This window comes from Actinomadura sp. 7K534, assembly GCF_004348575.1.
GTDB classification, from domain to species: Bacteria; Actinomycetota; Actinomycetes; order Streptosporangiales; family Streptosporangiaceae; genus Spirillospora; species Spirillospora livida.
The window spans coordinates 54,016-79,043 of the sequence record NZ_SMKB01000001.1 but is presented as its reverse complement, the minus strand read 5'-3'; the positions used below and the strand labels follow the sequence as shown (position 1 = coordinate 79,043).

Annotated in this window: 25 protein-coding genes; 7 read left to right on the top strand and 18 right to left on the bottom strand. The window is 74.4% G+C overall.

The features are described 5' to 3' along the window. Positions 1–18: 18 nt before the first annotated feature. The 4 genes from E1266_RS00365 to E1266_RS00350 form a co-directional block, all read right to left on the bottom strand. On the bottom strand, positions 19–510 hold the full coding sequence (locus tag E1266_RS00365; RefSeq protein ID WP_132042431.1) for a flavin reductase family protein: 492 nt from the start codon (positions 508–510) through the stop codon (positions 19–21). A gap of 9 nt (positions 511–519) precedes the next feature. After that, a complete protein-coding gene (locus E1266_RS00360) occupies positions 520–663 on the bottom strand; it encodes a hypothetical protein (protein ID WP_207945345.1) in 144 nt (47 codons plus the stop codon). Between the two features lie 166 nt (positions 664–829). Further along, positions 830–1,033, bottom strand: coding sequence for a hypothetical protein (locus E1266_RS00355; protein ID WP_243718134.1), 204 nt, complete (start codon positions 1,031–1,033; stop codon positions 830–832). A gap of 129 nt (positions 1,034–1,162) precedes the next feature. Beyond that, a complete protein-coding gene (locus tag E1266_RS00350; RefSeq protein WP_132042427.1) occupies positions 1,163–1,624 on the bottom strand; it encodes a cysteine dioxygenase family protein in 462 nt (153 codons plus the stop codon). A gap of 305 nt (positions 1,625–1,929) precedes the next feature. Between E1266_RS00350 and E1266_RS00345 the strand changes: the two genes are divergently transcribed. Beyond that, positions 1,930–2,226 carry a hypothetical protein gene (locus E1266_RS00345; RefSeq protein WP_132042425.1) on the top strand — a complete coding sequence of 99 codons (297 nt, stop codon included), beginning with the start codon at positions 1,930–1,932 and terminating at the stop codon, positions 2,224–2,226. Positions 2,227–2,271: 45 nt separating this feature from the next. On the opposite strand, the gene E1266_RS00340 is transcribed toward E1266_RS00345, so the two are convergent. Together E1266_RS00340 and E1266_RS00335 are read right to left on the bottom strand one after the other, a co-directional pair. After that, complete coding sequence (locus E1266_RS00340) at positions 2,272–2,700, bottom strand: hypothetical protein (protein WP_132042423.1); 429 nt, start codon at positions 2,698–2,700, stop codon at positions 2,272–2,274. Positions 2,701–2,764: 64 nt separating this feature from the next. After that, entirely contained in the window at positions 2,765–3,253 is a 489-nt protein-coding gene (locus E1266_RS00335) for a DUF5994 family protein (RefSeq protein ID WP_132042421.1), read from the bottom strand. Positions 3,254–3,648: 395 nt separating this feature from the next. Here E1266_RS00335 and E1266_RS00330 point away from each other — a divergent pair, with 395 nt between their 5' ends. Beyond that, positions 3,649–4,248, top strand: a complete 600-nt coding sequence (locus E1266_RS00330) for a hypothetical protein (RefSeq protein WP_132042419.1) — start codon at positions 3,649–3,651, stop codon at positions 4,246–4,248. 213 nt (positions 4,249–4,461) lie between these two features. Further along, positions 4,462–4,665, top strand: a complete 204-nt coding sequence (locus tag E1266_RS00325) for a cold-shock protein (RefSeq protein WP_067460243.1) — start codon at positions 4,462–4,464, stop codon at positions 4,663–4,665. Positions 4,666–4,751: 86 nt separating this feature from the next. On the opposite strand, the gene E1266_RS00320 is transcribed toward E1266_RS00325, so the two are convergent. After that, a complete protein-coding gene (locus E1266_RS00320) occupies positions 4,752–6,113 on the bottom strand; it encodes a M28 family peptidase (protein ID WP_132042417.1) in 1,362 nt (453 codons plus the stop codon). Between the two features lie 435 nt (positions 6,114–6,548). Here E1266_RS00320 and E1266_RS00315 point away from each other — a divergent pair, with 435 nt between their 5' ends. After that, the gene (locus E1266_RS00315; protein WP_132042415.1) at positions 6,549–7,400 is read left to right on the top strand and encodes a universal stress protein; all 852 of its coding nucleotides are present in this window, start codon (positions 6,549–6,551) and stop codon (positions 7,398–7,400) included. Positions 7,401–7,467: 67 nt separating this feature from the next. Here the strand turns inward: E1266_RS00315 and E1266_RS00310 are convergent, their stop codons facing one another. The 3 genes from E1266_RS00310 to E1266_RS00300 form a co-directional block, all read right to left on the bottom strand. Beyond that, positions 7,468–8,706 (bottom strand): glycosyltransferase, encoded by a 1,239-nt coding sequence (locus E1266_RS00310; protein ID WP_132042413.1) that lies wholly within the window; start codon positions 8,704–8,706, stop codon positions 7,468–7,470. Between the two features lie 352 nt (positions 8,707–9,058). After that, positions 9,059–11,218 (bottom strand): serine/threonine-protein kinase, encoded by a 2,160-nt coding sequence (locus E1266_RS00305; RefSeq protein ID WP_132042411.1) that lies wholly within the window; start codon positions 11,216–11,218, stop codon positions 9,059–9,061. Positions 11,219–11,247: 29 nt separating this feature from the next. Further along, complete coding sequence (locus tag E1266_RS00300; protein ID WP_132042409.1) at positions 11,248–13,302, bottom strand: serine/threonine-protein kinase; 2,055 nt, start codon at positions 13,300–13,302, stop codon at positions 11,248–11,250. A 167-nt stretch (positions 13,303–13,469) separates the two neighbouring features. Here E1266_RS00300 and E1266_RS00295 point away from each other — a divergent pair, with 167 nt between their 5' ends. Then, on the top strand, positions 13,470–13,700 hold the full coding sequence (locus E1266_RS00295; RefSeq protein ID WP_132042407.1) for a hypothetical protein: 231 nt from the start codon (positions 13,470–13,472) through the stop codon (positions 13,698–13,700). 30 nt (positions 13,701–13,730) lie between these two features. Here E1266_RS00295 and E1266_RS00290 read toward each other — a convergent pair whose 3' ends face one another. The 5 genes from E1266_RS00290 to E1266_RS00270 are packed head-to-tail and all read right to left on the bottom strand — an operon-like array spanning position 13,731 to position 19,331. Further along, positions 13,731–14,501 (bottom strand): class I SAM-dependent methyltransferase, encoded by a 771-nt coding sequence (locus E1266_RS00290; protein WP_132042405.1) that lies wholly within the window; start codon positions 14,499–14,501, stop codon positions 13,731–13,733. Continuing rightward, on the bottom strand, positions 14,498–16,000 hold the full coding sequence (locus E1266_RS00285) for an ATP-binding cassette domain-containing protein (protein ID WP_207945334.1): 1,503 nt from the start codon (positions 15,998–16,000) through the stop codon (positions 14,498–14,500). The genes E1266_RS00290 and E1266_RS00285 overlap by 4 nt, the downstream gene beginning before the upstream one ends. Next, positions 15,997–16,839: an ABC transporter permease subunit gene (locus E1266_RS00280; RefSeq protein ID WP_132042403.1), complete on the bottom strand. Its 843-nt coding sequence runs from the start codon at positions 16,837–16,839 to the stop codon at positions 15,997–15,999. The genes E1266_RS00285 and E1266_RS00280 overlap by 4 nt, the downstream gene beginning before the upstream one ends. Continuing rightward, positions 16,836–17,783: an ABC transporter permease gene (locus E1266_RS00275; protein WP_132042401.1), complete on the bottom strand. Its 948-nt coding sequence runs from the start codon at positions 17,781–17,783 to the stop codon at positions 16,836–16,838. The genes E1266_RS00280 and E1266_RS00275 overlap by 4 nt, the downstream gene beginning before the upstream one ends. Positions 17,784–17,786: 3 nt before the next feature. Next, a complete protein-coding gene (locus E1266_RS00270; protein WP_132042399.1) occupies positions 17,787–19,331 on the bottom strand; it encodes an ABC transporter substrate-binding protein in 1,545 nt (514 codons plus the stop codon). 261 nt (positions 19,332–19,592) lie between these two features. On the opposite strand from E1266_RS00270, the gene E1266_RS00265 reads away from it, so the two are divergent. Then, positions 19,593–20,738 (top strand): NDMA-dependent alcohol dehydrogenase, encoded by a 1,146-nt coding sequence (locus E1266_RS00265; RefSeq protein ID WP_132042397.1) that lies wholly within the window; start codon positions 19,593–19,595, stop codon positions 20,736–20,738. Between the two features lie 49 nt (positions 20,739–20,787). After that, positions 20,788–21,402, top strand: coding sequence for a hypothetical protein (locus tag E1266_RS00260; protein WP_132042395.1), 615 nt, complete (start codon positions 20,788–20,790; stop codon positions 21,400–21,402). A 24-nt stretch (positions 21,403–21,426) separates the two neighbouring features. On the opposite strand, the gene E1266_RS00255 is transcribed toward E1266_RS00260, so the two are convergent. The 3 genes from E1266_RS00255 to E1266_RS00245 form a co-directional block, all read right to left on the bottom strand. Beyond that, on the bottom strand, positions 21,427–22,419 hold the full coding sequence (locus E1266_RS00255) for a hypothetical protein (protein ID WP_132042393.1): 993 nt from the start codon (positions 22,417–22,419) through the stop codon (positions 21,427–21,429). 11 nt (positions 22,420–22,430) lie between these two features. Beyond that, a complete protein-coding gene (locus tag E1266_RS00250) occupies positions 22,431–23,978 on the bottom strand; it encodes an AMP-binding protein (protein WP_165965874.1) in 1,548 nt (515 codons plus the stop codon). A gap of 82 nt (positions 23,979–24,060) precedes the next feature. Further along, positions 24,061–24,975 carry an oxygenase MpaB family protein gene (locus E1266_RS00245; protein ID WP_243718133.1) on the bottom strand — a complete coding sequence of 305 codons (915 nt, stop codon included), beginning with the start codon at positions 24,973–24,975 and terminating at the stop codon, positions 24,061–24,063. Positions 24,976–25,028: the final 53 nt, after the last annotated feature.

The following is a 25,028-nucleotide window of genomic DNA, read 5'->3' as shown; positions in this document are numbered from 1 at the left end:
GGTGGGCCGGGGGCGCGGTCACACGGCGGCCGCGGGGGGTTCGAGCCGGTGGAAGCCGCCGGCGTGGAAGACCAGCGGCGCGACGTCCGGCGTCACGTCCAGGTCGTGGACGCGGAAGATCACGATGTCGTGGTCGCCGGCCGGGACGTGCCGTTCGACGCCGCACTCGTACCAGGCCGCGGCGCCCGGGATGAGCACGCCGCCGTTCGCGGTCGAGCGCCACGGGACGCCGGCGAAGCGGTCCCCCGTCCGGGCGCCCAGCCGGCGCCCGGCGGCCTCCTGGTGCGCGCCCAGCACGCTGATGCCGATGCGCGGCACCGCGCGCAGCCGCGGCCAGGTCGTGGACGAGTGCGCCACGCACACCGACACCAGCGGCGGGTCCAGGGAGACCGGGACGAACGAGCTGGCGGCGATGCCGACCGGCTCGCCGGCCACCAGCCCGGCGACGACGGCGACCCCGGTCGGGTACGCGCCGTAGACGCGGCGGAGATCGAGTTCCAGCATCGTCATGGCGGTGCCTCAGCCCGTGGCCCGCAGGTGCGGGACCTGGCCGCGGCGGCGGAGCTCGGGCAGGACGCCCTCCCCGAACCAGTACGCCTCCTCGATGTGCGGGTAGCCGGAGAGGATGAACTCCTCGCGCCCGTGCTGCTCGCGAGCTGCCACAGGGCCAGCAGCGCCAGCGGGCTGGGGACGCGCGGCCCGATGCGGGGCCGCGGGAGTGCGGGGAGTCGGGGGCGCGCCCCGGATGCCGGGCGCGCGAGGTCTACGGACGATGTGGACATGGGGGCTCCAGGTCCTTCGTGAGAAGGCGGTCGGGGGGAGAGACCGGTCAGGAGGTGGTGGTGGCCCTCGCGGCGAGCAGCCCGGCCACCTGCGGTGCGACCTGGGCGGCCCAGGCGTCCAGGAGTTCGCCGGCCTGCTCGATCCGGTTCTCCGGGACCGCGGCACCGGGGGTCGGGACGAAGGCGCCGAGCTCCGCGAGCAGCGGGCGCAGGTGGACTTCGACGGCCGGCGCGTGGCGGGCGTCGCCCATGACCATCAGCGGGAGCGCGACGGCCGAGGCCAGCGCGCCGCCGGGGAGGCGGTCCAGGAAGAAGGGCGCGGGTCCGCGACTTCGGCCGGGGGTTGCCGACCAGCGTGACGAGCCGCGCGGGCGGCGGCGTCACCACTGGCCCGCGTCCTCGGTCACGAGCCGCACCAGCCGGCCGTCGGCGAGGTCGTAGCGGTTCATGGTCGCCAGCGGCGGGGAGTAGGCGTGCACGCTGACCGCCGGGGCGGCGGAGACGTTGCGCACCTCGTGGACGTAGTCGGCCCCGAACGTGCGGACCGTCCCCGGCCCCACGTCCCGCACCGCGCCGAGGTCCCGCTCCCGCAGGCCGCCCAGCGCCACCGCGAACGCGCCGCGCGAGCCGCCGTGGTCGTGCAGCCCGGTGCTCTGGCCCGGCAGCCAGCTGATCAGCCAGATCTCCCGGTCACCGTCGTGGTGCAGCCGCTCGTACCAGCGGCCGACCGGGCTCAGCCGCACCCGTGGCAGCCATGCGCCGGGGTTCCCGGCCAGTTCCGCCACGGTCGCGGCCAGCGCCACGGCCACCGTGTCCCGCACCGGGGCGATCGTGTTCGCCATCCGTCGTTCCTCTCCCTCTGTCCAGTGGATTGCGCGTCGTGCGCGGCCGGGTCGCCGCGCGGCGACACAGGCCGCTCGACAGCCGGCCGAGATCGACGTGCGGTCGCGTCCACAGAGAGAACCCCGAGTGCATGCGGCCTAGCATGGCCGCAATTCCCTACCAAGTCAACCGGAAATGTTCTCTACTGTGTCCGGCCGTCCGGGTTTCCAGCGGCGCGGCACGGGCAGGACGAACCCCGCTACGCCCGGCGGCGCCCGCGGATGAGGGCCGCGCCGCCGCGGCCGGAGGCGAGGAGATGAGATCCATGAGCGGGACGGTCCCCGAGGTCTGGATCGAGGCCGGCGGGGGGCAGGACATGGTCCGCGCGGACATGATCGTGGTGCTCCGCCTGGACGAGACAGGGCGGCTGACCGCGCAACTCCGCGACGAGGCCAGGGTCAGCGTGACCCTCCTGGAGGGCTCGGCCGAACCGCGCCCGCCCGACGACTTCCATCGCCGGCTGATCCGAACCATCGCCGAACTGGGCGAAACCGGCAGCGCGCAGCTCGTCCGTGCGCGGCACGACGGCGACGGCTGGCACTGGGTCAGCGAGCCGATGTAGGGAAGCGCCGTCCCGCCTCCGCGCGCCGGTCCCGCCCGGAGCGGCTCACCCGTCGGCGGTGGCCGCGTCCTGGTGCCACCAGGTGAAGGAGTGGATGTACCGGGTTCCGTCGCGCGCCGGGCGGCGCCCGTAGGTGAGGGCCACGATGCCGCGGCCGGGTGCCTCGGGCACCGGTTCCGGCGCCGCATTGTGGATCTCCCCCAGCAGGAGCCGCGCGGACGCCCGCAGCTCCAGCCGCAGGTCGATCGGCCCGCGCGCCCGCGAGGCGGTGCGGGCCAGGAACTCCTGGACGAGGGCCGTCAGATGGTCGGTGAGGTCGCCGGCCACGGGGCCGAGGCCCCACCCGTGCAGTGCGCCGTGGACCGTCCGGCGGACCTGGCCGGCCGCGGCGCGGCCGCCCGGCAGCCGGCATCGGGCGACGCGCAGGCCCGTCCCCGGGTCGTCGTCGGCGTCGTGCTGGGTGAACGCGGTCACTTCGCTCTCCGATCGGGAAGCACGTCCGGTGTCGCTGTCCGTGTTGTCCCCGGCGGCGGGCGGTTCAGACACGCTCGGTGGAAATGTCGCAGGAGGCAAGGATCTCCTGCGGCATCATGTCCCCGGTCTCGATCGCGGACCTGGCCAACGCGGCCTCGGCCGACGCCGGCGCCGCGCCGGGCGGGACGACGAGGAGCAGGAGCGGGTCCGCCTGCCCGCAGGTGACCGCGACGACGTGGTCGAGGTGCGCCAGCCAGCCCACCCGGACCTCGCGCCCCTTGACGGTGACGCGGAGGGGGATCTCGTCCCAGTCGTAGAAGTCGATGGTCACGCGGGACGCCGGGACGCCGTCCGGCGCGGCAAGGGCGGTCAGGAGCTCGGTGAGCTCGGCGGCGGTGTCGCGGGACCGGGGCCACCAGCCGCCGTCCAGGACCCCGCGGCCGGTGCCGCTCGGGACGAGGCGCACGCGCGGCCGGGGCGATGCCGCGGCCGCCGGGGCCGCGGTGTCGAAGGGTTCGGTGTCGGGAGCTGCGGTCGCGGAGAGTGAGGTCACGGAGAGTGTGATCGCGGGCTTTGCGTCCGGGGAGGCGAGCCGTACTGCTTCACGGGCCATGGATGGGCCCCATTCTCGGTCCGTACGGGACCGGTTCGTGTACCGCCGGGGACGGCGCGGCAGGACCGCCGGCGCGCGGGATGCCCTCGGGGCCCGCCAGTCTACGTCACGGCACGTGGGCGGCCCGGCGCGTAGACTCGCGGTGACCAGGAGTTCCCATCGCGGGCGGCCGTGCCCGCGTCTCCCCGGTTTCTCGCCTCTCGGCCCGCCACCGGGCCAGACGGGGTCCGCCGCCGTGACATCTCCGCACCTCCCCGCACTCCCCCCGCCGGACGCCGCCGCCCGGCCCGCCGCCGCGCCGGGGCCCGGTTCGAGCCGGGGAGCGAGGTGCGGGCATGACCGGTGACGACCTGCGCCCCGGTGCCTGGGGGCCGCCCAGCGGCGCGGAGGACGCCCGGCGCCTCGCGGCCTCGTTCGACCTCATGACGGCGGTCCGCGACGGGACGCCGCTGCACGGCCTGCTGACCCTGGTGGCGGAGCAGGCCCGCGCCATGGCGGCCGTGCCGCTGGCGTTCATCGCCCTGCCCGCCGAGGACGCCCTCATGCTGCGCATCGAGATCGCGGTCGGCGCCGGGAGCGAGCGGGTGCGGGGGCTGACGGTGCGGCGCGGGCGGTCGATGCTCGGCCGGGTGTTCAGCTCCCACCGGGCGCTGTCCGCCCGGATCGCCGCCGACCAGACGCTCAGCGCGCTGCCGGCCGGCCCGATCCTGATCCTGCCGCTGGACACCGGGGAGGCGACGCGCGGGGTGCTCGCCGCCCTCGGCCCGCCCGGCGCGGCGCCGTGCAGCCCGTCCACCGCCCGGCAGCTGCTGCTGTTCGCCGACACCGCGGCCCGCCTCGTCCAGCTCGCCGAGGACCGGCGCGCGGCCGTCCCGCGGGAGCCCGCGGACGCGGACGTCATCCCGCTCCAGCCGCCGGGCGCCCCGCGGCCCTGAGCGGGGCGGGAACGGAAATCCGACACGCCCCGGTCCGTACCGCGAATCATGTGGTACCGTGACTCGTAGTTGCGGTTCCCATAGACATTTTCGTGCGCCTGTCGGATCTGACCTCAGGCGCATTTTTTGTTGTTCTGGATCTTCCGGATGGGCCATCGCGGCGTTTCGGTCGCGCACGGTGCGCGGCCGGGATAGACCCAGAAGGAAACGAATATGGCCACCGGTACCGTTAAGTGGTTCAACGCGGAAAAGGGCTTCGGCTTCATCGAGCAGGACGGCGGCGGCGCCGACGTCTTCGCCCACTACTCCAACATCGCGGCCCAGGGCTTCCGTGAGCTCCAGGAGGGCCAGAAGGTGTCGTTCGACGTCACCCAGGGCCAGAAGGGCCTGCAGGCGGAGAACATCGTTCCCGCCTGACACGCGACAGCGCGGGCGTGCCCGCCGCCCCGGGGTCTCCCCCGGAGCGGCGGGCACGTTCGTTTTTCCGCCGCGGTGCGCGTGCGCTACTTGCGGCGCGCCACGTCGTACGCGGCGCACCCGACCAGTTCGAGCGACACCTGGAGCCGCTTCAGGCTGATGTTCTGGGCGATCGTGTCCTCGGGGGTGTGGTAGATCGGTTCGAGCTGGCTGGGCGCCTCACCGCCGCGCCAGCTGAAGTTGCCCGCCGCGATGCCGCGCTCGTAGAACGCCTCGTGGTCGCTGGAGCCGCGGGCGGTGGGGCCCTGGACCTGCCCGGTGTAGCCGAGCCGGCCCGCGGCGGCGTTCACCGCGGCCGTGGTGGTGTTGTCGGCGCCGTCCACGGACAGCAGCCAGTAGGTGCCCGCGGGCGGATGGCTGGTGGCGACCATGTCGTTCTGGAAGCAGCCGGTGATCTGCGCGACGCCCGCCTCGTCCAGTTCCCGCACGTAGTGCCGGGCGCCGATCAGGCCGTACTCCTCCGAGCCCCACAGGCAGATGCGGATCGCCTGCTGGGTGGGCAGCCGCCGCAGGACGCGCGCCAGCTCCAGGCACAGCACGGTCCCGCTGCCGTCGTCGTTGGCGCCGGGCGAGCCGGGGACGCTGTCGTAGTGCGCGCTGACGATGACGGCCTTGCCCTCGGGGTTGGGCAGCGTGGCCTTCCGCTCGGCCAGGACGTTGTACGAGGTCAGCCCCGAGTGGTGCGTGACCTCGAACGACAGCCGCCGGGCGCCCGCGCGGATCCGCTCGCCGTGGTACTCGGCCAGGCCCAGCACCGGGATCGCGACCTGCTCCCCCAGGTTCGGGGTGAACGAGCCGGGCTTGCGCTCCGGGTAGGTCTCCGAGCGCGCGTTGACGATGAGCGCGGCCTTGGCGCCCGCCCCCGCGGCGGCCTTGGCCTGCTGGGTCTCCATGCCGGTCACCCGGTCGAACAGCACCAGCTTGCCCCGCACGTCGCCGGTCACCTCGGTGACGCGGCCGACGTCCACGACCTTGCCCTCCACCGAGCCGACGGCGCCCTGCGGCGCGGCGCTGGCCTGCCAGAGCCGCTCGCCGCGGGCGCGGATCTCCGCGAGGTACTTGTCGGCGACCGGGAAGGGCTGCAGTTCGACCTCGTAGCCGTATTCGCGCAGGGTTCCGGCGATGTAGCGGGCGGCGCGGTGCTCGGACCGCGTGCCGGCGATGCGCCAGCCGATCTCGTCGCTGAGCACCTTGAGGTGCCGCAGCGCCCGGCGGGCGTCGACCCGGGCGACCACGGCCCGGTCGCCGACGGAGAGGGAGGGCGGCAGGGCGGCGCCGGGGCGCTGCCGGGTCGCGGCGGCGGCGGTGCCGGGGAGCAGGCCGACGGTCGCGAACCCGGCGAAGGCCGCGGCTCCGGCCAGCAGGTCGCGGCGTTTGACCTCGGACATGGCGTCTCCTCGTGGAGATAGGTGCCGTGCCCGCCCGGCTCGGGTCTCAAGCGTGGCGGACGACGGCCTGACAAGGACCTTTGCCCCCGTTTGCACGAACCTATGAAAAGGGATCTATAGCGGCAAGAAACGCGTACCGTTCCGCAACTCAATCGTGATCAAGACCGGGCCGGGTGATCACGACGGGTTCGGCGGCATGCCGCCGCCGCACGGCCGCCCCGATCGGCCGCGCGCCGCGCGACGTGATCAGGTACGCGCTTTACCCTTTCCTCGCCTACTCGAAAAGGGACCAATGGTGGGCGGCCATGGGACCAAGGTCTCTATTCGCCCGCGAATTCCTGATGGACCCTCATATTGACGGGATTAGTGTCTGAACCACCCTCGTCGCGCACTTCGCGGACACTCACCGTATACACCTCAATAAAGGAGGAGGATATGTCCACGGAACGAAGAACCATCCTCGTCGGGGCCGACGGCTCCGCCCCCTCCGACCTCGCCGTCATCTGGGCCGCCGACGAAGCGGCGCGCACCGGCAGGTCCCTGCGCCTCGTCCACGTCGTGGAGACGGCCATGCTGGACGTCCCCGGGCGCACGACCGACGGCATCGTCGAGGAGCTCACCGAGTCGGGCGAGCGGATCCTGCGGGACGCCGAGGTCCTCGCGCTGCGCCGGCAGCCAAGGCTCGCCGTCGAGACCGAGGTCGTCCAGGACCAGAACGTGCCGGACGGGCTGCGGCGGTTCGCCCGCGACGCCGCGGCGGTGGTCGTCGGCCACCGCGGCCGGGGCGGCTTCACCGGGCTGCTGCTCGGCTCCACCGGCCTGCGCCTGACCGGCGGCTACCCCGGACCGGTGATCGTCGTCCGGGACCGGGCCGACATCACGGCCGACGAGGTCGTGGCCGGCGTCGACCTGGACGAGGACCCCGAGCCCGTGCTCGACTACGCCTTCGCCACCGCCGCCGCCCGCGAGGCCCCGCTGCGCGTGGTGCACGTCCGGCAGCCCGCACCGCTGGCCGTCGAGGCCCGGGTGGACCGGCGGGACGCGACCGAGACCGCTCGCGAGCGCCTGACCTCCGTCCTGGCGCCATGGCGTGAGCGCTACCAGGACGTCAAGGTCAGTGAGGAGGTCTTCATCGGCCACCCGGTCGACGCGCTGGCGACCGCGTCCGCGAACGCCGGCCTGGTCGTCGTCGGCTCCCGGGAGCGCCTCATCCCGCTGGGATCGGTGAGCCACGGCGTGCTCCACCACGCCCGCGGCCCGGTGGCCGTCGTCCGCCCCTACGCGTGACGCCCTACGGGTGACGGTCGCACCCCCTCGCCGGGCTCACACACACCGGCCAGGACCGCGGCGGACGTCACCGGGCCAGGCGCGCCACGGCCGCGACGACGGCGCCCGCGCCGTCCTCCCCGGCGAGGCGGGCGGCGATCTTCGCGGCGTTGTCCCGGTACGGGGCGGCGGTCGCCTCGCGGACGGCGGCGGCGAGCGCACCGGCGGTCAGCCGCCGGAACGGGACGCCCTCCGGGCCCGCGCCCGCGGCGCGCACTCGGGCCGCCCAGAACGGCTGGTCGGCCGCGACCGGGACGGCCACCGTCGGCACCCCCGCGCGCAGACCTGCCGCCGTCGTCCCGGCGCCGCCGTGGTGCACGACCGCGGCGGTGCGCGGGAACAGCCAGTCGTGCGGGACGTCCCCGACGGGCAGGACGTCGTCGGACGCGTCCGCGACCATTTCCCCCCAGCCCGCCTGGACGATGCCGCGCATCCCCGCTTGGCGCAGCGCGTCGGTCACGGTCCGCGCGACACGCTCGCCGTCGTCCAGGGCCATGCTGCCGAACCCGACGTAGACGGGTGGCGGGCCCGCGTCGAGGAAGTCGGTGAGCCGCTCGGGCGGCTTCCAGTCCGGGACGGGCTCGGGCCACCAGTACCCCACCACGTCCCGGCCGGGCGGCCAGTCGGCCGGACGCGGCACGAGCCGCGGGCTGAAGCCGTAGTGGACGGGCCAGGCGTCCCGCTCCAGCCGCCGGAACAGCGCGGCGGCGCCGATGGGCGGCAGCCCGAGCCGCTTCCGCAGGTCCCTCACGACCGAGCGGAAGGGCGCCTGCCCCGCGGCGCGGAGCGTCCGCGCCGCCGCCCGGTTGCCGACCCCGCCCAGCGAGCGGGTCGTCAGCAGCGCCGGAGGGAACTCCCGGGTCGGGTCCAGCGGCTGGAGGTACACCCCCATGCTCGGGATGCCGAGTCCCTCCGCGACGTGGATGCCGAGCCACCCCATCGCCGACAGCAGCAGGAGGTCCCGGTCGCGGGAGGCGTCCAGGATCGCCTCGCCCATCTCCGCCCACCGCGCGGCGTACATGCGGGCGAACCGCGCCAGCGCGAGCGGGGAGCCGCCGAGCGCGCCGCGCCCCGCATCCGAGCCCAGCTCCGAGCGCAGGTCCATGGGCAGCGGCCGGAACGCGATCCCGCGTTCCCGGACGAACTCCTCGAACGGTTCGTGCGCCGCGATGGCGACGTCGTGCCCGGCTTCGCCCAGCCGGGCCGCCAGTCCGGTGTAGGGCGCCACGTCCCCGCGCGACCCGACCGCGACAATGAGTATCCGCATCTATGTCCCGCTTTCGTTCTTCCGGCGTTCTCCGGCGTTCTCCGGCGGCCTCGGGCGGCGCCGTCTCCCCTCGTGCACGGGCATCATGACCCGGACGGCTCCGCTTCCCGCGGGCGGGGGGCTCGCCAGCGCGACCGCGGCGGGAGCCCTGTAATTGCGGAACATCGTGTCCTCCAAGAATCGGCGCTCGAATGCGAATGGCCGGGGGGAGTCCCGCGGGTCCGAGTCGCGGGGGTGCCGCGTGCACGTGGAGAACGCTATTGACCGGACGGTAGCGGGATCATCACCGTGCGGTGGACAATCGCCTGTAGCTCGCACGGGGACAGCGGTGCCCGCTCCCTGGAGCGGGCCTTTACGCGTCGGGGCGAATTGCCTGCACAACGGCGTTGTCCACGACGCAGTACACCGTTCCGCCCGCCGCGGTGTAGTGCTGCGTGGATCCCACCACGCGCTGGACGTCTTCGAACTCGAACCGGTAGCGGGTGCGGCCGGACGCCAGGTCGAAGACGGACATGCCGCCGACCGCGCCGTAATAGACCAGGGATCCGGAGATCAGCGGCCGTTCGCCGAGGCCCTTGTCGACGCCCCGTTCCCAGCGGGGTTCGCCGGTGGCGGCGTCCAGTGCGGCGACCCGTCCCTCGTCGTCGGTGACCACCGCCAGCCCGCCGCCCACGGACGGGATCGAGAAGCCGCGTGATCCGCCGCGCTCGGAGGCGCCCGCGCCCGGCCGCTTCCAGCGGACGCGTCCGGTCGCCGGTTCGATGGCGTGCAGGGTGCCGTTCAGGCCGCCGACGAAGGCGAGGCCGCCGGCGACGCCGACCGGGAGCCCCTCGGGGGCGTCGGTCGCCGCGTCGTCCCCGAGGTCGGTGCGCCAGCGCTGCCGCCCGGTGGCCGCATCGAGGCCGAGGACGGCGCCGTCCCCGGTGAGGACGGCCACCACGTCGCCCGCCACCATGGGCGTCGTGGTGGCGGGCCCGCCGGTCCGCCGCTGCCAGCGGGCGTTGCCGGTGGTGACGTCCACGCCGTAGACGAAGCCCTTCCGCGTGCCGAAGCAGCACGTGTCGCCCGCCAGCACCGCCCGGCTCTGCAGCAGGTCGTCCGCGCGGTACCGCCAGCGGGGCCGGCCGGTCGCCGCGTCGTACCCGTACAGGCCGTACTCGCCGGTGCCGCCGCTGCCGGTGAGGCAGACGACGCCGGACCCGGCGACCGGGGACGGCGCGAGCCCGAACGTCCTGAGCTGCTCGGTCCACAGGGTCTTGCCCGTCGCCAGCTCGAACCCGGTCAACTGGTTGCCGGACGAGTCGTACAGGAAGCCCCTCCCGTCGAGCAGGGCCGCCGCCGAGTCGCGGGCGGCCGTGAAGCTCCCGCGCCACCTCTGCTTCCCGGTCCGGGCGTCGATCGCGAACGTCGCGCCGGACAGCCCGGCGGAGCCGAACGCGAACACCGCGCCGCCGTGCGCGACCAGCCGCGTCCGGACGTACATGCCGTCGGGCAGCGCGAACGTCCAGCGGACCGGGTCGTCGCCGCGGCGCATCAGGAACGTGGCGCCGCTGCCGCCCGCCGCCAGGGCGGTGAAGGCGACGCCGGCCGCGCCGATGGCGAGCAGCCGGCGGCGGCTCGGACCGCCGGGGACGGTCGCCTCCCCCCGCCGCGCGACATCGTGCGCGACCTGCGGCGGGAGCCAGTGCGTGCCCTGCGGAGCGGCGGCCGGGTCGGCGGACAGCTCCGCCAGCAGCCGGTCGGTGCCGGGACGGCGGTCCGGGTCCTTCTCCATGCAGGCCGCGATCAGGGCGCGCAGGCCGGGGTCGGGCACGGCGTCCAGGTAGGGCGGCAGGTGCATGACCCGGTACACCATCTCGTGCAGGGCGCCCACCCCGAACGGGCCGGTGCCGGTGGCCGCGTAGGTCAGCACGGAGCCGAACGAGAAGACGTCGGTCGGCGGCCCGGCCGGCAGGCCGGACGCCTGCTCCGGGGACATGTAGGCGGGGGTGCCGAGGGTCGCGCCGGTCCGCGTGAGCGTCGTGGCCTCGCTCGGGCGGGCGATGCCGAAGTCGATGACGCGCGGCCCCTCGGGCGTGAGCATCACGTTGGACGGCTTCAGGTCGCGGTGCACGATCCCGGCGGCGTGGATCGACCGCAGCGCCTCCGCGAGCCCCGCGCCGAGCGCCCGCACCGCGGGCGGGGGAAGCGGGCCGTGCGCCGCGACGGCGTCCTGGAGGGACATCCCGCGCAGGTACGACGTCGCCAGCCAGGGCGGTGCGGCGTCGGGGTCGGCGTCGACCACCGGGGCGGTGTAGACGCCGCCGACGGCGCGGGCCGCGGTGATCTCGCGCCGGAACCGCGCCTTGAAGTCGCCGTCCTCCGCCATGGCCGGGTGGATGACCTTGACGGCGACCGTGCGGCCCGCGGGCGACCGGCCGAGGAAGACCTGGCCCATGCCGCCCGCGCCCAGCCTGCCGACGACGCGGTAGGGCCCGACCTGGCGCGGGTCTCCCGGACGTGTCGCGGACATCGCTCTCCGTTTCTCAGCCGGTCGGGTTCTCAGCCGGTCGCGGTGCCCGAGCCACCGCGCGCGTCGAGTGCGTACAGGTAGCCGTCCTTGCAGCCGGTGTACACGATCCCGCCGGCGACGGCCGGGCTCGACTCGACGCCCTCGTCCGCCTGGAACCGCCACAGCTTGCGGCCGGTGGCGGCGTCCACCGCGTACACGCCGCCGTCGGAGTAGATCCCGCTCGGAACGTACAGCGTGCCGCCCGCCACGACCGGATTGTCCTGGATCTGGCCTTCGAGCTGGGCTTGCCACCGCATGGTCCCGGTGGCCGGGTCGAGGGCGGACACCTTGCCGCCGTAGTCGGCGGCGTACACCGCCTGCTCCGTGATCACGGGCCGGGAGGTGGCGGTCTCGCCGATGTCGAACGTCCAGCGGCGCCTGCCGGTGCGGGCGTCGACCGCGTGGACCTTCTCGCCCTGGAAGTCGGCGAAGCAGACGAGGCCGTTCGCCGCCGCGGCGTCCTGGACGCCGCCGGGCGAGGGGTAGGTCCAGCGGGCCCGGCCGGTGGACGTGTCGTAGGCGACGAGCTTCTTCTCGCCGGGGACGTAGACGGCGCCTCCGGCGGCGGCCGGGGTCCGGCCCGCCCCCGTCCCCCGCCAGCGGACCGAACCGCCGGCCGCGTCGAGCGCGTTGAGGGCGTCGCCGCCGCAGTAGACGAGGCCGCCCGCGACGATGGGGTCCGCCTGGGTGTTCCCGACCGCCCGCTGCCACTTCAGCCGGCCCGTGCGGGCGTCGACCGCGTGCAGGACGCCGTCCTGGGAGAGTGCGTAGACGAGGCCCGCCGCGGCGGCCGGGCCCGTGACGATCCGCCGCGCGGCCCGGTACGTCCACCGCGGCTCGCCGGTCCTGGCGCCGAACGCCAGCAGGTTCCCCTTCTCGCTGCCGACGAAGACCTGCCCGCCGGCCACCACGGGGCTGGAGACGAGGTACTCGTCGCCGGACGGGCGCTTCCACAGGACCTTGCCGTCCCGCATCGGCGGGGGCGCGGACGCGGCGGGCGACGTGGCGGGGGGCTGCGCGGCGGGCGCGGCGGCCGGTTCGCGCAGCACCCGCACCAGCGCGGCGACTCCCCCGGTGCCGAGCGCGACGGCCGCGGCGGCGCCGCCCACGACGAGGAACCGCCGCCGGCCCGGCGCCCCGGCCGTCTCGATCCCGGTGGGCGGCGGCTCCGGGATGTCGGTGCCCGCCTGGGCGATGCGCTCGCCCAGGCCGGCGGGCAGCCAGCCGACGCCGTGCAGGTCGGTGCTCGGCGGCACGTGCGGGGCGAGCCCCCGCAGCAGTTCGTCCGGGCTCGGGCGGCGGCTCGGGTCCGGCTCCAGGCACGCCTCGACGACGGCCCGCAGCGCCAGGTCGGTGACGCCGTCGAGCCGGGGCCGTTCGTGGACGGCCCGGTAGATGAGGACGTGCGGCGGCCCCTGCCCGTACGGGCCGGCGCCGGTCGCGGCGAAGACCAGGACCGCGCCGAGCGAGAACACGTCGGCGGCCGGGCCGGCCGGCGCGCCCCGGGCCTGCTCGGGGGCGATGAAGCCGGGCGACCCGACGGTGGCGCCCGCCCGGGTCACGACGGCGGCGTCCGCGGCGTGCGCGATGCCGAAGTCGATCACCCGCGGCCCGTCGAGCGCCAGGATGACGTTGGACGGCTTGAGGTCGCGGTGCACGACCCCCGCGCGGTGGATCGACACGAGCGCCTCGGCGAGCCCCGCGCCCAGCGCGAGGACGGCGGGCACCGGCAGCGGGACGGCCCGGTCCAGCGGGACGCCCGGCAGGTAGGCGGTCGCCAGCCACGGCAGGGCGGCCTCGGGGTCGGCGTCCACGACGGGCGCGGTGAACGCGCCGCTGACGGCCCGCGCCGCGCCGACCTCCCGCCGGAACCGCGCCCGGAAGTCGGGGTCCTCGACCAGGTGCGGGTGGACGACCTTGACCGCGACCGGCATCCCGCCGGGCGAGCGCCCCAGGTACACCAGGCCCATGCCCCCGGCGCCGAGCCTGCCCAGCAGCCGGTGGCCGCCGACGCGCCGGGGATCGCCGGACCGCAGAGCCTCCATGGCACCCGCCTCCCGTCCCGGACCCGTGCCAGGACCAATCGAACACGGAGTTCCGCGCCCGCGCGGGATTTTTGATCCAACCGCAGGCCCCTCGGCCGCCGGATCCCGGACGCATGGCCCGCGCAGGCGGGGGTAGGCCCGGGGACGAACCGATCGTGAGGAAGGCCATGGGAACCTTCGTCCACCGCAACGGCCCGGAGTCCGACGTACCGCTCGACAAGGCGGTGGCGTGGTCGCGTGCCGTGGGCGGGGAGTCCAACCCCTCCTACCCGGACCAGGGCAGCACCACCGGGACCACGCCCAACGAGACCTTCGTGGGGCGCATCGCCGGTGACGACGTCGGCTACTTCGAGGAGACCGGCGCCGAACGCCGCGCCGCGGCCGCCGAGGACCGCTAGGCGGAGCCGCCTAAGGCCGGTGGGCGCGGCCTACCGGAGTGCGGCCGTCAGGGCGTCGCAGTGGGAGCACCAGACCTGGCGGGCCTCCGCGAAGCCCTGCTCGCGCAGCGCGTCCAGGTGCCACCGGGTCGCGGTCGGGCGGTCGGCCTTCGCCTGTGCCGGGTCGCGGGGGTCGCCGTGGATCTCGAAGCGGCGGCGGGCGGGCTCGGCGAGGACGGGGTCGTCGGCGACCTTCGTCCACCATGCGCGCCAGTCCAGTGCTCCGGCGGCCCGCTCGCGCTCCTGCCGCGCGTTGTGGAGCCTCTTGGCCGCCGCGTTGATGCGGGGCGCGGACTCGTCGGTCACGTGGTCGGCGTTCAGGAACACGCCGCCGTCGCGGAGCACGTCCCGGATCCGGCCGTACAGCTCGCGGAGCGGGTCCGCGTCGAGCCAGTGCAGGGCGGTCGCGGTGAGGACGGCGTCGTAGGGCCGGGCGGGCAGCGCGCCGGTCCAGGACGGGTCGGTCAGATCGGCGGTGACGAGTTCGACCCGGTCGTCGCCGGCGAAGGTGCCGCGGGCGATGGTGAGCAGGGCCGGGTCGATGTCGACGCCCGTGACGCGGGCCTTGGGGAAGCGCCGCAGCAGGCGGTCGGTGATGCTGCCGGTCCCGCAGGCGAGGTCGAGGACGTTCGGCTCGGTTCCGACGAGGGCCTCGACCATGTCGAGCATGACGCGGAAGCGCTCCTCGCGGTCGGGCATGTACCACTCCTGCTGGCGGTCCCAGCTGTCCTGCCATGCCTGCCAGGCGGCCGTGTCGGTCATGGGTCGCTCCTTCGGGGTCGTGCCGCCCGGATCAGCAGGCGGGTCGTTTCGGAATCGGGTTCCGCCAGCACGCGGCCGAGGTTGCCGCGCTCGACGACGCGGCCGCCGTCGAGGACGAGGAGGGTGTCCGCGACGGCGGGCAGCAGGGACAGGTCGTGGCCGATCCACAGGATCGCGGCGCCGTCCGCGCGGAGCCGCGCGACCTCGCCGAGGACGAGATCGGTGGCGGCGGCGTCGAGCGCGGTGGTGATCTCGTCGCAGACGAGCACGTCGGGGCGGGCCAGCGCGGCGCGGGCGAACGCGGCGCGCTGGAGCTCCCCGCCCGACAGGGCCGCCGGGGGGCGTCGCGCGGTGGACGGGTCGACACCGAGGCGGGCGAGGAACTCGGCGGCCTCCTCCACGGCCTCCGCCGGGCGCACCCCGCGGAGCCGGACGGCCGTGCGGGCGACCTGGTCGAGGACCGGGCGGCGCTCGTCGAACGAGCCGCGGACCTCCTGCCAGACGTACTGGACGCGCCGCATCTGCGTCCGGTCACGGCGGCGCAGGGGCGGCAGCGGCACGCCGTCCAGCAGGATCCGCCCTCGATGCCTTTCGTGGAGCCCGGCCATGCATCGGGCCAACGTGGTCTTACCGCTTCCCGAGGGCCCGGCGACGGCCAGGCAGCCTCCTGGCGTAAGGGACAGGGAGACGTCGTGCAGGACCTCGTCTCGTCCTCCTGGACGTATCCAAGCGGTCAGGTTCTGGACGTCCAGACGTGCCGGTGCGGTGGGGGCGCTCTTACGAAGGCCAACCGGCGTTGTGGCGGCGGGCAGCAAGTCCTGGGGTGAGCCCTGTGCGGTGACACGGCCGTCGTCCAGCAGGACGACGTGGTCGGCCAGCGCGCGGACCATGTCGTGGTCATGGCTCAGAAGGAGCAGCGCCATGCCGTCGGCGGCCAGACCGGCGAGCTCCTCGATGAGCCGAAGGCGGGTCACGCTGTCCAGGCCGGTGCTGGGCTCGTCCAGGACGAGCGCCCGGGGCCCGCAGGCGAGCACCTGAGCGAGGGCGACCCGCTGCCGCTGCCCTCCGGAGAACTGGTGCGGGAAGCGGCGCAGCACGGGCTTCTCCGCGGGCAGCTGGGCCTTGCGGACCGCCTCGCCGGCCGTCGACCGCCCGTGCAGCCGCGCCAGCTCCCTGAGCACCGCGCCGGTGCGGCGGGCGGGGTTCAGCGCGCTGCCCGGGTGCTGCGGCAGGTAGGCGACCGTCCCGCCGCGCAGGCCCGCGGCCTCCGGCGTGACGCCGTCCTCGTCCACCACCGGAACCCCCGCGACCCGCACCGTGCCGCGCAGCTCCACGCCCGGCTCGGACTCGCCGAGGAGGGCCAGCGCGGTGGTCGTCTTGCCGCTGCCGGACGGCCCGGCCAGCGCGGTCACCCGGCCCGGCGGGACGCCGAACTCCACCCCGCGCAGCAGCTCGGCGGCGCCGGCGCGCGCGGTCAGCCCGCGGACCTCGATCATCATCGCGCCGCCCTCGCCGCCCGCAGCCGGTCCCGGACGCCGCCGTCGAGAAGCCGGTCGGCCAGCAGGTTGAGGCCGACCGTGAACATGACGAGCATCGCGGCGGGCGCGCACACCGCCCACGGCTGGATGAGCAGGGCCTCGCGGCTCGCGGCGATGGTGACGCCCCAGTCCGGCGAGGCCGGGTCCAGCCCGAGGCCGAGGAAGTTGGCGGCCGCGACGGTGAACACGGCCAGCGGGACGCGGGTCCCCGCATCGGCGGCGGCGACCGGGAGCACCGTCCGGCCGACGTAGCCGAACAGGACCCCGGCCCGGGACTCGCCCTGCATCCGCATCGCCTCCGCGACCGGGCCGGACGCGGCGTCCAGCGCCGCCGCCCGCACCAGCCGCGCCACCGCCGGGACGTTGATCGCCGCGACCGCGAGCGCGACGGCCAGGGGGCTGCCGCGCCAGCCGACCCCGACCACGCTGATGACGAGCAGGGACGGGATGGGCAGGATGAGCTCCACCGGCCGCATCGCCAGCTCGTCCAGCCAGCGGTGCCGGGTCGCCGCCGCCGCGAGCCCGAGCGGCCCGCCCAGCAGGTAGGCGAGGGCGACCGCGCAGCACGCCACGCCGAGGGCGGTGTGCCCGCCCCGCAGCAGCAGGCCGAGGACGTCCCGCCCCGTCCCGTCGGTGCCGAGGAGGTGGCCGCCGCCCAGGGCGTAGGGGGCGCCGTCGTCCGGGGTCAGCGGGGCGAGGAACGGCCCCAGCACGGCGGCGAGGACGGGCACCGCCAGCAGCGTCGCCGCCAGCGCGGTCGTGACCGGGACGCGGTGCCGGCCGGCGGTGGCGGCGCTCATCGCAGCACCTCCGAGCGCGGGGCGAGCCGCCGGGAGACCAGGTCGGCGGCGACGTTGAGGGCCAGCGCCACCGCCGCCAGCAGCAGCGTCAGCGCCTGCACGGCCGGCACGTCGCGGCTCTGCACCGCGTCGATCAGCGCGGTCGCGGTGCCGGGGATCGCGAAGACCGCCTCCACGATCAGCACTCCGCCGAGCAGCTGGTCGCCGGTCCGCGCCAGCTCCTGGACGCCCGGGACGGCCGCGTTCGGCAGCACGTGCCGGAGCACGAGCCGTCCGCGCGGGACGCCCAGGCGCCGCGCCTGGACGGTGTAGCCGGCCTCCAGTGCCGCGATGGTGCCCGCCCGGATCTGCCGCGACAGCCCGCAGACCGTCCGGGCGAGCAGCACCGCGACCGGCAGGACCAGCAGCGCCGGACTGGTCAGCAGCGCGCCGCCGTCGGCGCCCAGCCAGGTCGACGGGAACCACCCCAGCCGCAGCGAGAACACCGCGACCAGGACGAGCGCGAGCACGAAGTCCGGGACGGCGTTGAGCGCCAGCGTGACCGCGGTGATCGCGCGGTCCAGCCTGCTCCCGGCGCGCAGCCCCGCCGCCAGGCCGAGCAGCATCGCCAGCGGCACCAGCAGCACGGCGGTGACGGCGGCGAGCAGCACGGTCGCGGTGAGGGACCCGGTGACGATCTCCCGCACCGGCACCCCGCCGACCAATGAGACGCCGAGGTCGCCGGACAGCAGCGCCCCCGCCCAGTCGGCGAAGCGCTCGGCCGCCGGCCGGTCGAGCCCGAGCTGCTCGCGCAGGTGGGCGATCTCCTCCGGGCCCGCCTGCTCGTTGAACTGGACCTCGGCGGCGTCCCCCGGCAGCAGCGAGGTCAGCAGGAAGACCAGGACGGCGAGGCACACGAGCTGGACGACCGCGAGCAGCACGCGCCGGACGGCGTGGGCGAGCACCGGTCAGGCCAGCCACACCCTGTCGAACCGCGCCCAGTCGACGGTGTTCGGCCGCGCGGCCTCCACCCCGTTCAGGCGGGACGACACGGCGTTCAGCCAGTCGGGGTGGCCCCACAGCAGCAGGCCGCCCTCGTCGCGGACGCGCCGCTGGAGGCCGCCGTACCGCCGGGTGCGCTCCTCCTCGTCGACGATGGCCTGCGCCTCGCGGAACTCCTTGTCGAAGTCCGCGCGCCGCCAGGCGGAGGCGTTCTGCGGCGCGTCGGTCAGCAGCCGGTCGCTGATGTAGGTCGGGATGGGGGTGGCGCCGGTGCGGTGGCTGCCGAGGACGCCCTTCTCCAGCTGGTCGGTGTAGTAGCTCTCCGGCGGGCCGGTGACGACCTTCACCCGCAGCCCGGCCTCGCCCGCCTGCTCGGCGAACATGTGCGCCGCGTCCACGAAGCCGTTCGCGGCCGTGGAGGTGTAGAAGGTCACCTCCTTGTTGAGCGCCCCCGTCTTGCGCAGCAGCGCGCGGGCCTCGGCGACGTCGCGTTCGCGCTGGGGCACGTCCTCGGGGTAGTAGGTGAAGCCCTTGCCGTACATGTCGTTGCCGACCGTGCCGCGTCCGCCCATGACGACCTCGACCAGGCGGGCGCGGTCGGCGAGGAGCTTGACGGCCAGCGCGGCGTCCGGATCGTCGAACGGCGGGCGGTCGGTCTTCATCACGATGCCCTCGACGCCGCTGCGGGGCGCGGCGACGACCCGCACGTTCCGGTTCGCCTGCACCACCCGGGCGAACGTGGGCGTCATCTCATGGGCGTACTCGACCTCCCCGGCCTGGACGGCGTTGGCGCGGGCCTCCGTCTCGGCGGACAGGATGCGCAGCTCGTCGAGATACGGCGCGCCGTCCCAGTGGTCGTCGAAGCGGCGGCCGGTGAAGGACCGGCCGGCCGTGAACGACTGGAACCGGAACGGTCCAGTGCCGACCGGCCTCGACGGGTCGGCGTAGCCGCGCCGCACGATGGCGGTACCGGTCATGGCGAGCAGCGAGGGCAGTTCGGCGTTCGGCCGCTTCAGCGCGATCTCCACGACCCGCTTGCCGGCGGCCCGGGAGCGCCCGAGGTCGATGCCCGCCAGCGAGGTCCGCGCCCTGCGGTCGACGCCCTTGGGGTCGAGGATGCGGGCGAGGCTGTAGAGGACGTCGTCGGCGTCCAGCGCGTGACCGTCGTGGAACACGGCAGCGCGCAGGTGGAAGCGCCACAGGGTCGCGTCGCCGTTCGCCTCCCAGCGCTCGGCGAGCCGCGGCACCGGCCGCAGCGTCGGCCCGAGGTCGACCAGCTTGTCGAAGACCGCCTTGTGCCGGGCGATGTCGACGAACTGCCGCTGCGCGTGCGGATCCATCGTCTCCTTGGCGCCGGACCCGGGGAACACCGCCCGGACCGTGCCGCCCCGGCGGGGCGTCCCGCCGGACTCCGTCCCGCCGGACGAGCACGCGCCCAGCAGCACCGCCCCGGCCGCTCCGGCCAGCCCGAGGAACCCGCGACGGCTGGTAGCGCTCGGCACGCCGACCATCACCCCTTCACCAGCGACACTTCATGCACATCAGAAGCAAATGCAACCATATTGCAAGAAGGACCGGACACCGGCCCCCAGGTCGGTGCCGCGCGGCCACGGGCGGCTACGAGCGGCTACGGGCGGCCCGGCGGAGCGCCGACCAGCGGAAACCGAATGCGGTCACGGACCGATCGAGATACGCCGAACTATGGAGTTCCGAATCAAGTTCTAGTATTCAAGAGGCACAACCGGCTCCAGCACGTCCATCAGGAGGCATAAGTGGAGACTCGAGCGGCGATTCTGTGGGAACCGCACACCGACTGGAGTGTCGAAGACATCGTGCTCGACGACCCCAAGGCGGGCGAGGTCAAGGTCAAACTCGCCGCCTCCGGCCTGTGCCACTCCGACGAGCACGTGGTCACCGGGGACATGGTGCTCAGCGACGAGATCGCGGCGCTGCTGGGCGCGGAGCAGTTCCCGCTCATCGGCGGCCACGAGGGCGCCGGCGAGGTGGTGGCGGTCGGTCCCGGCGTCACCACGCTGCAGGAGGGCGACCATGTCGTCCTGTCGTTCGTCCCGGCCTGCGGCCGCTGCCCCTCGTGCGCGAGGGGACGGCAGCACCTCTGCGACATGGGCGCGGTGCTGCTGGCCGGACGGCAGATCAGCGACATGACCGCCCGGCACCACTCCAAGAGCGGCAAGGACCTCGGCACGATGTGCTGCACCGGCACGTTCGCGCCGTACACGGTGGTCAACGAGGCGTCCGCCGTCAAGATCGACGACTGGATCCCGCTCGACAAGGCCGCGCTGGTCGGCTGCGGCGTGACCACCGGCTGGGGCGCGGCCGTCAACGTCGCCAAGGTGCAGGCGGGCGAGAGCGTCGTGGTGATCGGCCTCGGCGGCATCGGCATGAACGCCGTGCAGGGCGCGGCCATGGCCGGCGCCCGCCACGTCATCGCCGTCGACCCGGTCGACTGGAAGCGGGAGAAGGCGGCCGAGTTCGGCGCCACCCACTCCGCCGCGTCCATGGAGGAGGCCGCCGCCAAGGTCGCCGAGCTCACCTGGGGCGCGAACGCCGACAAGGCCCTCCTCACCACCGGCGTCGCCACCGGCGACCTCATCAACCCGATGATGAGCATGGTCGCCAAGGGCGGCCGCGGCGTCGTGGTCGCCGTCGCGCCGATCCTCCAGGAGGACGTCAAGCTGAACCTGTTCGACCTGGCGATGCAGCGCAAGGAGCTGGTCGGCTGCATCTTCGGCAACGCCAACCCGCGCCGCGACATCCCGCGCCTGCTCCGCCTCTACGACGAGGGCAAGCTCAAGCTGGACGAGCTGGTCACCAACACCTACACCCTCGACGAGGTCAACAAGGGCTACCAGGACATGCGCGACGGCAAGAACATCCGCGGCGTGATCAAGTACTGACCCGTCCGGGCATGATCTCCGGTGACACCGACGCTGATCCGGGGGCCCGATGAACGACGAGATGCGCGCGGGGCTGGCCGAGATCGAGGCCAAGCTGGAGCTGCTGCGGCGGACGGAGGCCGAGCACGGCTTCGGGGTGACCATCGAGGGGCCGCTTGATCTGGAGGACGTCCCGGACCTGCCCGCCGGGGTGACGGAAGTCTTCCGGTTGTTCTCCCACCTGGCCGGTGACTACTTCCGCTTCAGGCAGCCCGAGGAGATCCAGAACCCGGACGCCTGGGCGAAGCGGCAGTGGATCGAGCACTGCCCGCTGGGCGATCCCCTGGTCATCGGCTGGGAACTGCACGGGATTCCGGCCGATCTCCTTGAGGAGATCGACGGCGGCGGCCCCATCCGGCTGGACCTGAACGACGGCAGCGTCTACTACGTCGACCCCGACGACTACGTCTTCATGTACAAGAACATCGAGATTGAGCAGATCGACAGCGAGGACTTCGCGGACGACGTCGTCGCGTTCTTCAACCACTACGTCCTCGGCGAGCGCTATCCGCGGCTGGTCGAAGGCGTGCTCGGCGCCGGCGCGGTCACCGCGACCGACCGGAAGGGCCGGCACAGGGACCGCTGGATGCGCCTCCTCTCGGCGAGCGGCCTGCTCGCCGCCTGACCGGCGGGGGCCGCACGGGCCGCCTCAGCGGGTGTGCCGGTACCAGGCGCCGTCCGATCCGGTGGTCAGCCACGAGCCGTCCCCGAGCGGCGTGACGTCCTCCCTCTCCGCGAAGGCCGGGGGCATGAGGCCGAGCACCCGGCCGGTCCGGACGTCGACCAGGTGGTTGCGGTGGAAGTCCAGCGGCTCCTCGGGCTCGGTGTCCTCCGGCTCGGTGTCCTCCGGCTCGACGTGCTCGCCGTGCACGGAGACGATCGCGGTGCCGGCGTCCAGATGGCCCACGGTCCAGCCGATGAAGAACGTCTCGTGCTCGTCCTCGTCGTACCCGAGCGCCTCGGCGGGGACCACGACGTCCTCCCGCCCGCCGGGGAACGTGCGGACGACGAGTTCGTCGAGAAGGCTTCCCGGCGCCTCCCGGACGGTCAGCATCCGGGCGCCGTCCGGGGACAGGTCGTACAGGGCCGCGCTCCACGGGAACTCGGTGACCTCGATCCCCGTGCCGTCCAGCCGGGCGAGGTAGACGCGCGACCCCTCCTGCCCCTCACCGACCTCCAGTAGGACGTGCTCGCCGTCCGGGTGGACGAAATGGTGCGCGCCGTGGCCGGCGCTCCCCAGGTCCGCCTGCCCGAGGACGCGGCCCGTGGCGGCGTCGAAGGCCAGCCACTGATCGGTGTGACCGGGTCCCCGCAGCGCCAGATCGGGCCGGTAGAGCCACACCACGTCGCCATCCCGCGAGAACGCGCAGGCGGCCCGGCCGTTCATGTACGGCTCCGGCGCGGCGCCGAGGTCGCCGCGCCACGCGACCGCCCCGTCCCGCCCGGCGCAGACCAGGGTGCCGCCGGTCGTGTAGGCGGCGCGCTCCAGGTCGGGCGCCGCGGCGTGGCCGGCCGGCTCCCCTTCGGCGGGGAACAGCGCGGCCGGTTCGAGCGGCGCTCCCACCTCGAACGGCAGGGACAGGTCGTAGGCGGCGACACCCGCCGGCGTCGCCCTGGTCCGGATTCGCCGATTCGGGGCCATGCGTCCGGAGATTAGCCGATCTTGGTGTTCCGGTTCTCCCAGTAGGGGTCGCGGAGGCTGCGCTTCAGCGTCTTGCCCGAGGGGTTGCGGGGGATCTCCGCGATGCGGTCGAAGCCCCGCGGCGTCTTGTACGAGGCCAGGTGCTCCCGGCAGAAGCCGCGCAGGTCCTCGTCGGTGACGGCGTCGTCGTGCAGCACGACCGCGGCGTGCACGGCCTCGCCCCACTCGTCGGACGGGACGCCGAACACCGCCGCGTCCGCCACCGCCGGATGCGCGGTCAGCACCGCCTCGATCTCGGCCGGGTAGATGTTCACCCCGCCTGAGATGATCATGTCGGTGCGGCGGTCGCAGATGTAGTAGAAACCCTCCTCGTCGCGGTAGGCGATGTCGCCGACCGTCAGCCACTCGCCGCGGCTCGCGTCGCGGTACTTGCCCTCGGCCTTGTAGTAGTCGTGGAAGACGGCGGCGCCGCGCACGTACAGGTCGCCGGGCACGTGCGGCTCCTCGACGGGCCGGCCCTCCGCGTCGAACAGGGTGATCTCGACGCCGGGGGCCGCCCGGCCGCAGCTGCCGGGCTTGCGGAGCTGGTCCTCGGGCCGCAGCACGGTGTCCACGCCGAGTTCGGTGGAGCCGTACACCTCGAACAGCGACCCCTCACCGATCTTGTCGACGTAGCGGCGCTTCAGCTCGAACGGCCACGGCGCCGCGTTCGCGATCATGCGCTGCAGCGAGGACAGGTCGCGGCGGGCGATCACCTCGTCCGGCAGGTCCAGCACGCGGCGGATCGGGGTCGGCGCGGAGAACGTGGTGGTCACCCGGTGCCGCTCGACGAGGTCCAGCCAGCGTTCCGGGTCGAAGTCGCGCATCACGACCACGGTCCCGCCCATGAGCTGGACGATCAGCATGAAGCTCATCGGGCCGGAGTGGTAGAGCGGGCCGGTCGTGAGGTAGACGTCGCCGGGCTGGAAGCCGATCTCCCCGACCAGCCCGAGCACGATCGCCTGGTCGATCTCGCCGCGCACGACTCCCTTGGGCTTGCCCGTCGTCCCCGACGTGTAGAACATCGAGCTGCCGGCCACCGGATCGGCGCCGCGGGGCGCGGGCTCGGTCACCGGGCTCTTCGCGGCCAGGGCGTCCAGGGAGGACGCCCAGTCCGGCGCGTGCCCGCGGAAGGCGAGCCACCTGCGGACGCCCGGGGCCCGCCAGGACGCCGGTTCCAGCTGGGGCGCCTGCTCGGCGTCGAACACCACCAGGGCGGCGTCGGCGTTCTCGATGACGTAGGACGCCTCCTCCGGGGTCAGCCGGTAGTTGAGCGGGACACCGACCGCGCCGCACTTGCGCAGGGCCGCGATCAGCGCGACGACCTCGGTGCTGTTGCGGCCGCACCAGACCACCTTGGTGCCCGCCCTGACGTCGTGGTCCACCAGCAGGTTGGCGTACCGGTTCACCAGCGCGTTGAACTCGGCGTAGGTGAGGCGCCGATCGTCCTCGATGACCGCGGTCCTCGCGGGTTCGGCGGCGGCCAGCAGCGACAGCGGGTCCCCGGTCGGTGCGGTCACGGTGATCGACCTCCTTGGCGGCCGTTCGTGCGGCCGGTTCGGGCGGCCGCCCCGGCGGCGGCCGCGGCCTGGTCGCGCGGGCTCACATGGGGCGCTGCGCCAGCGTGCGCTCCAGCCGCTCCCGGGCGCGGGCGGCCTGCCGGGCGCGGTAGGCGATCGGCATGTAGCGGACGCGCTCGGGCAGCAGCGGCGTGCTCCGCCCGATGAGCTGCCCGGCCACCTTCAGCCGCCGCTCGTCCGACGCGGTCCACGACACCCCGAGCTTCCGGCGCGCCTCCGCCGGGAGGGTGCCGACCGTGATCAGCCGGCCGAGCCGCCCGCCGGCCGCGCTGAGCGGGGCGACCGCCGGCCGCAGCGGTCCCGGCACGTTCGGCGGTACCTGGCCCATCTGCGCGAGCACCTCGTGCGCCACCTTGTGGGGGACGAGGGTGTTCGCGACCATGTCGTCGAAGTAGTCCCAGTAGTCCGGGATGGTCTTGGGCAGCATCCGCTCGGGCACCCGCAGGATCCGGCCGAGGTTCATGAACTCGTCGAAGACCTGCTGCTCCTCGTCGGGCGTCAGCGGCGCGGGCGCGAAGTACCTCGACGCGGTGACGGCGGCGTAGAAGCCGGTGAGGTGGACCCACGCCCACGGCTCGGCCGACAGCGCGTGGTGGCGGTTCCCGTCCTCGTCGACCGCGCTGAGCGGCTTGTGCATCTCGCGCAGCCGCCTGCCCTCCTCGATCGCGGCCTCCCCGCCGTACACCCAGGTCTGCACGGACGCGAAGCTGCGGGCGGCCCGGCCGAGCGGGTCGGTGCGGAAGCTGGACAGCCGGTCGACGACCGTCCCGATCGCGGGGTGCATGACCTGGAGGATGAACACGCCGTTCCCCGCGATGGCCGACGTGTAGAGCCCCATCGTGTCCCACAGCACCGACCCCGGTCCGAACGGGACGGGCTCCCGGGCGCTCTCCTTCTCGGCTGACGGGCTCTTGGGCATCCCATCGGTCACCGTCATCTGCGCGACCTCCTGACGACACGGCTCTCCCTGTAAGGTAAACGCGAATAAGG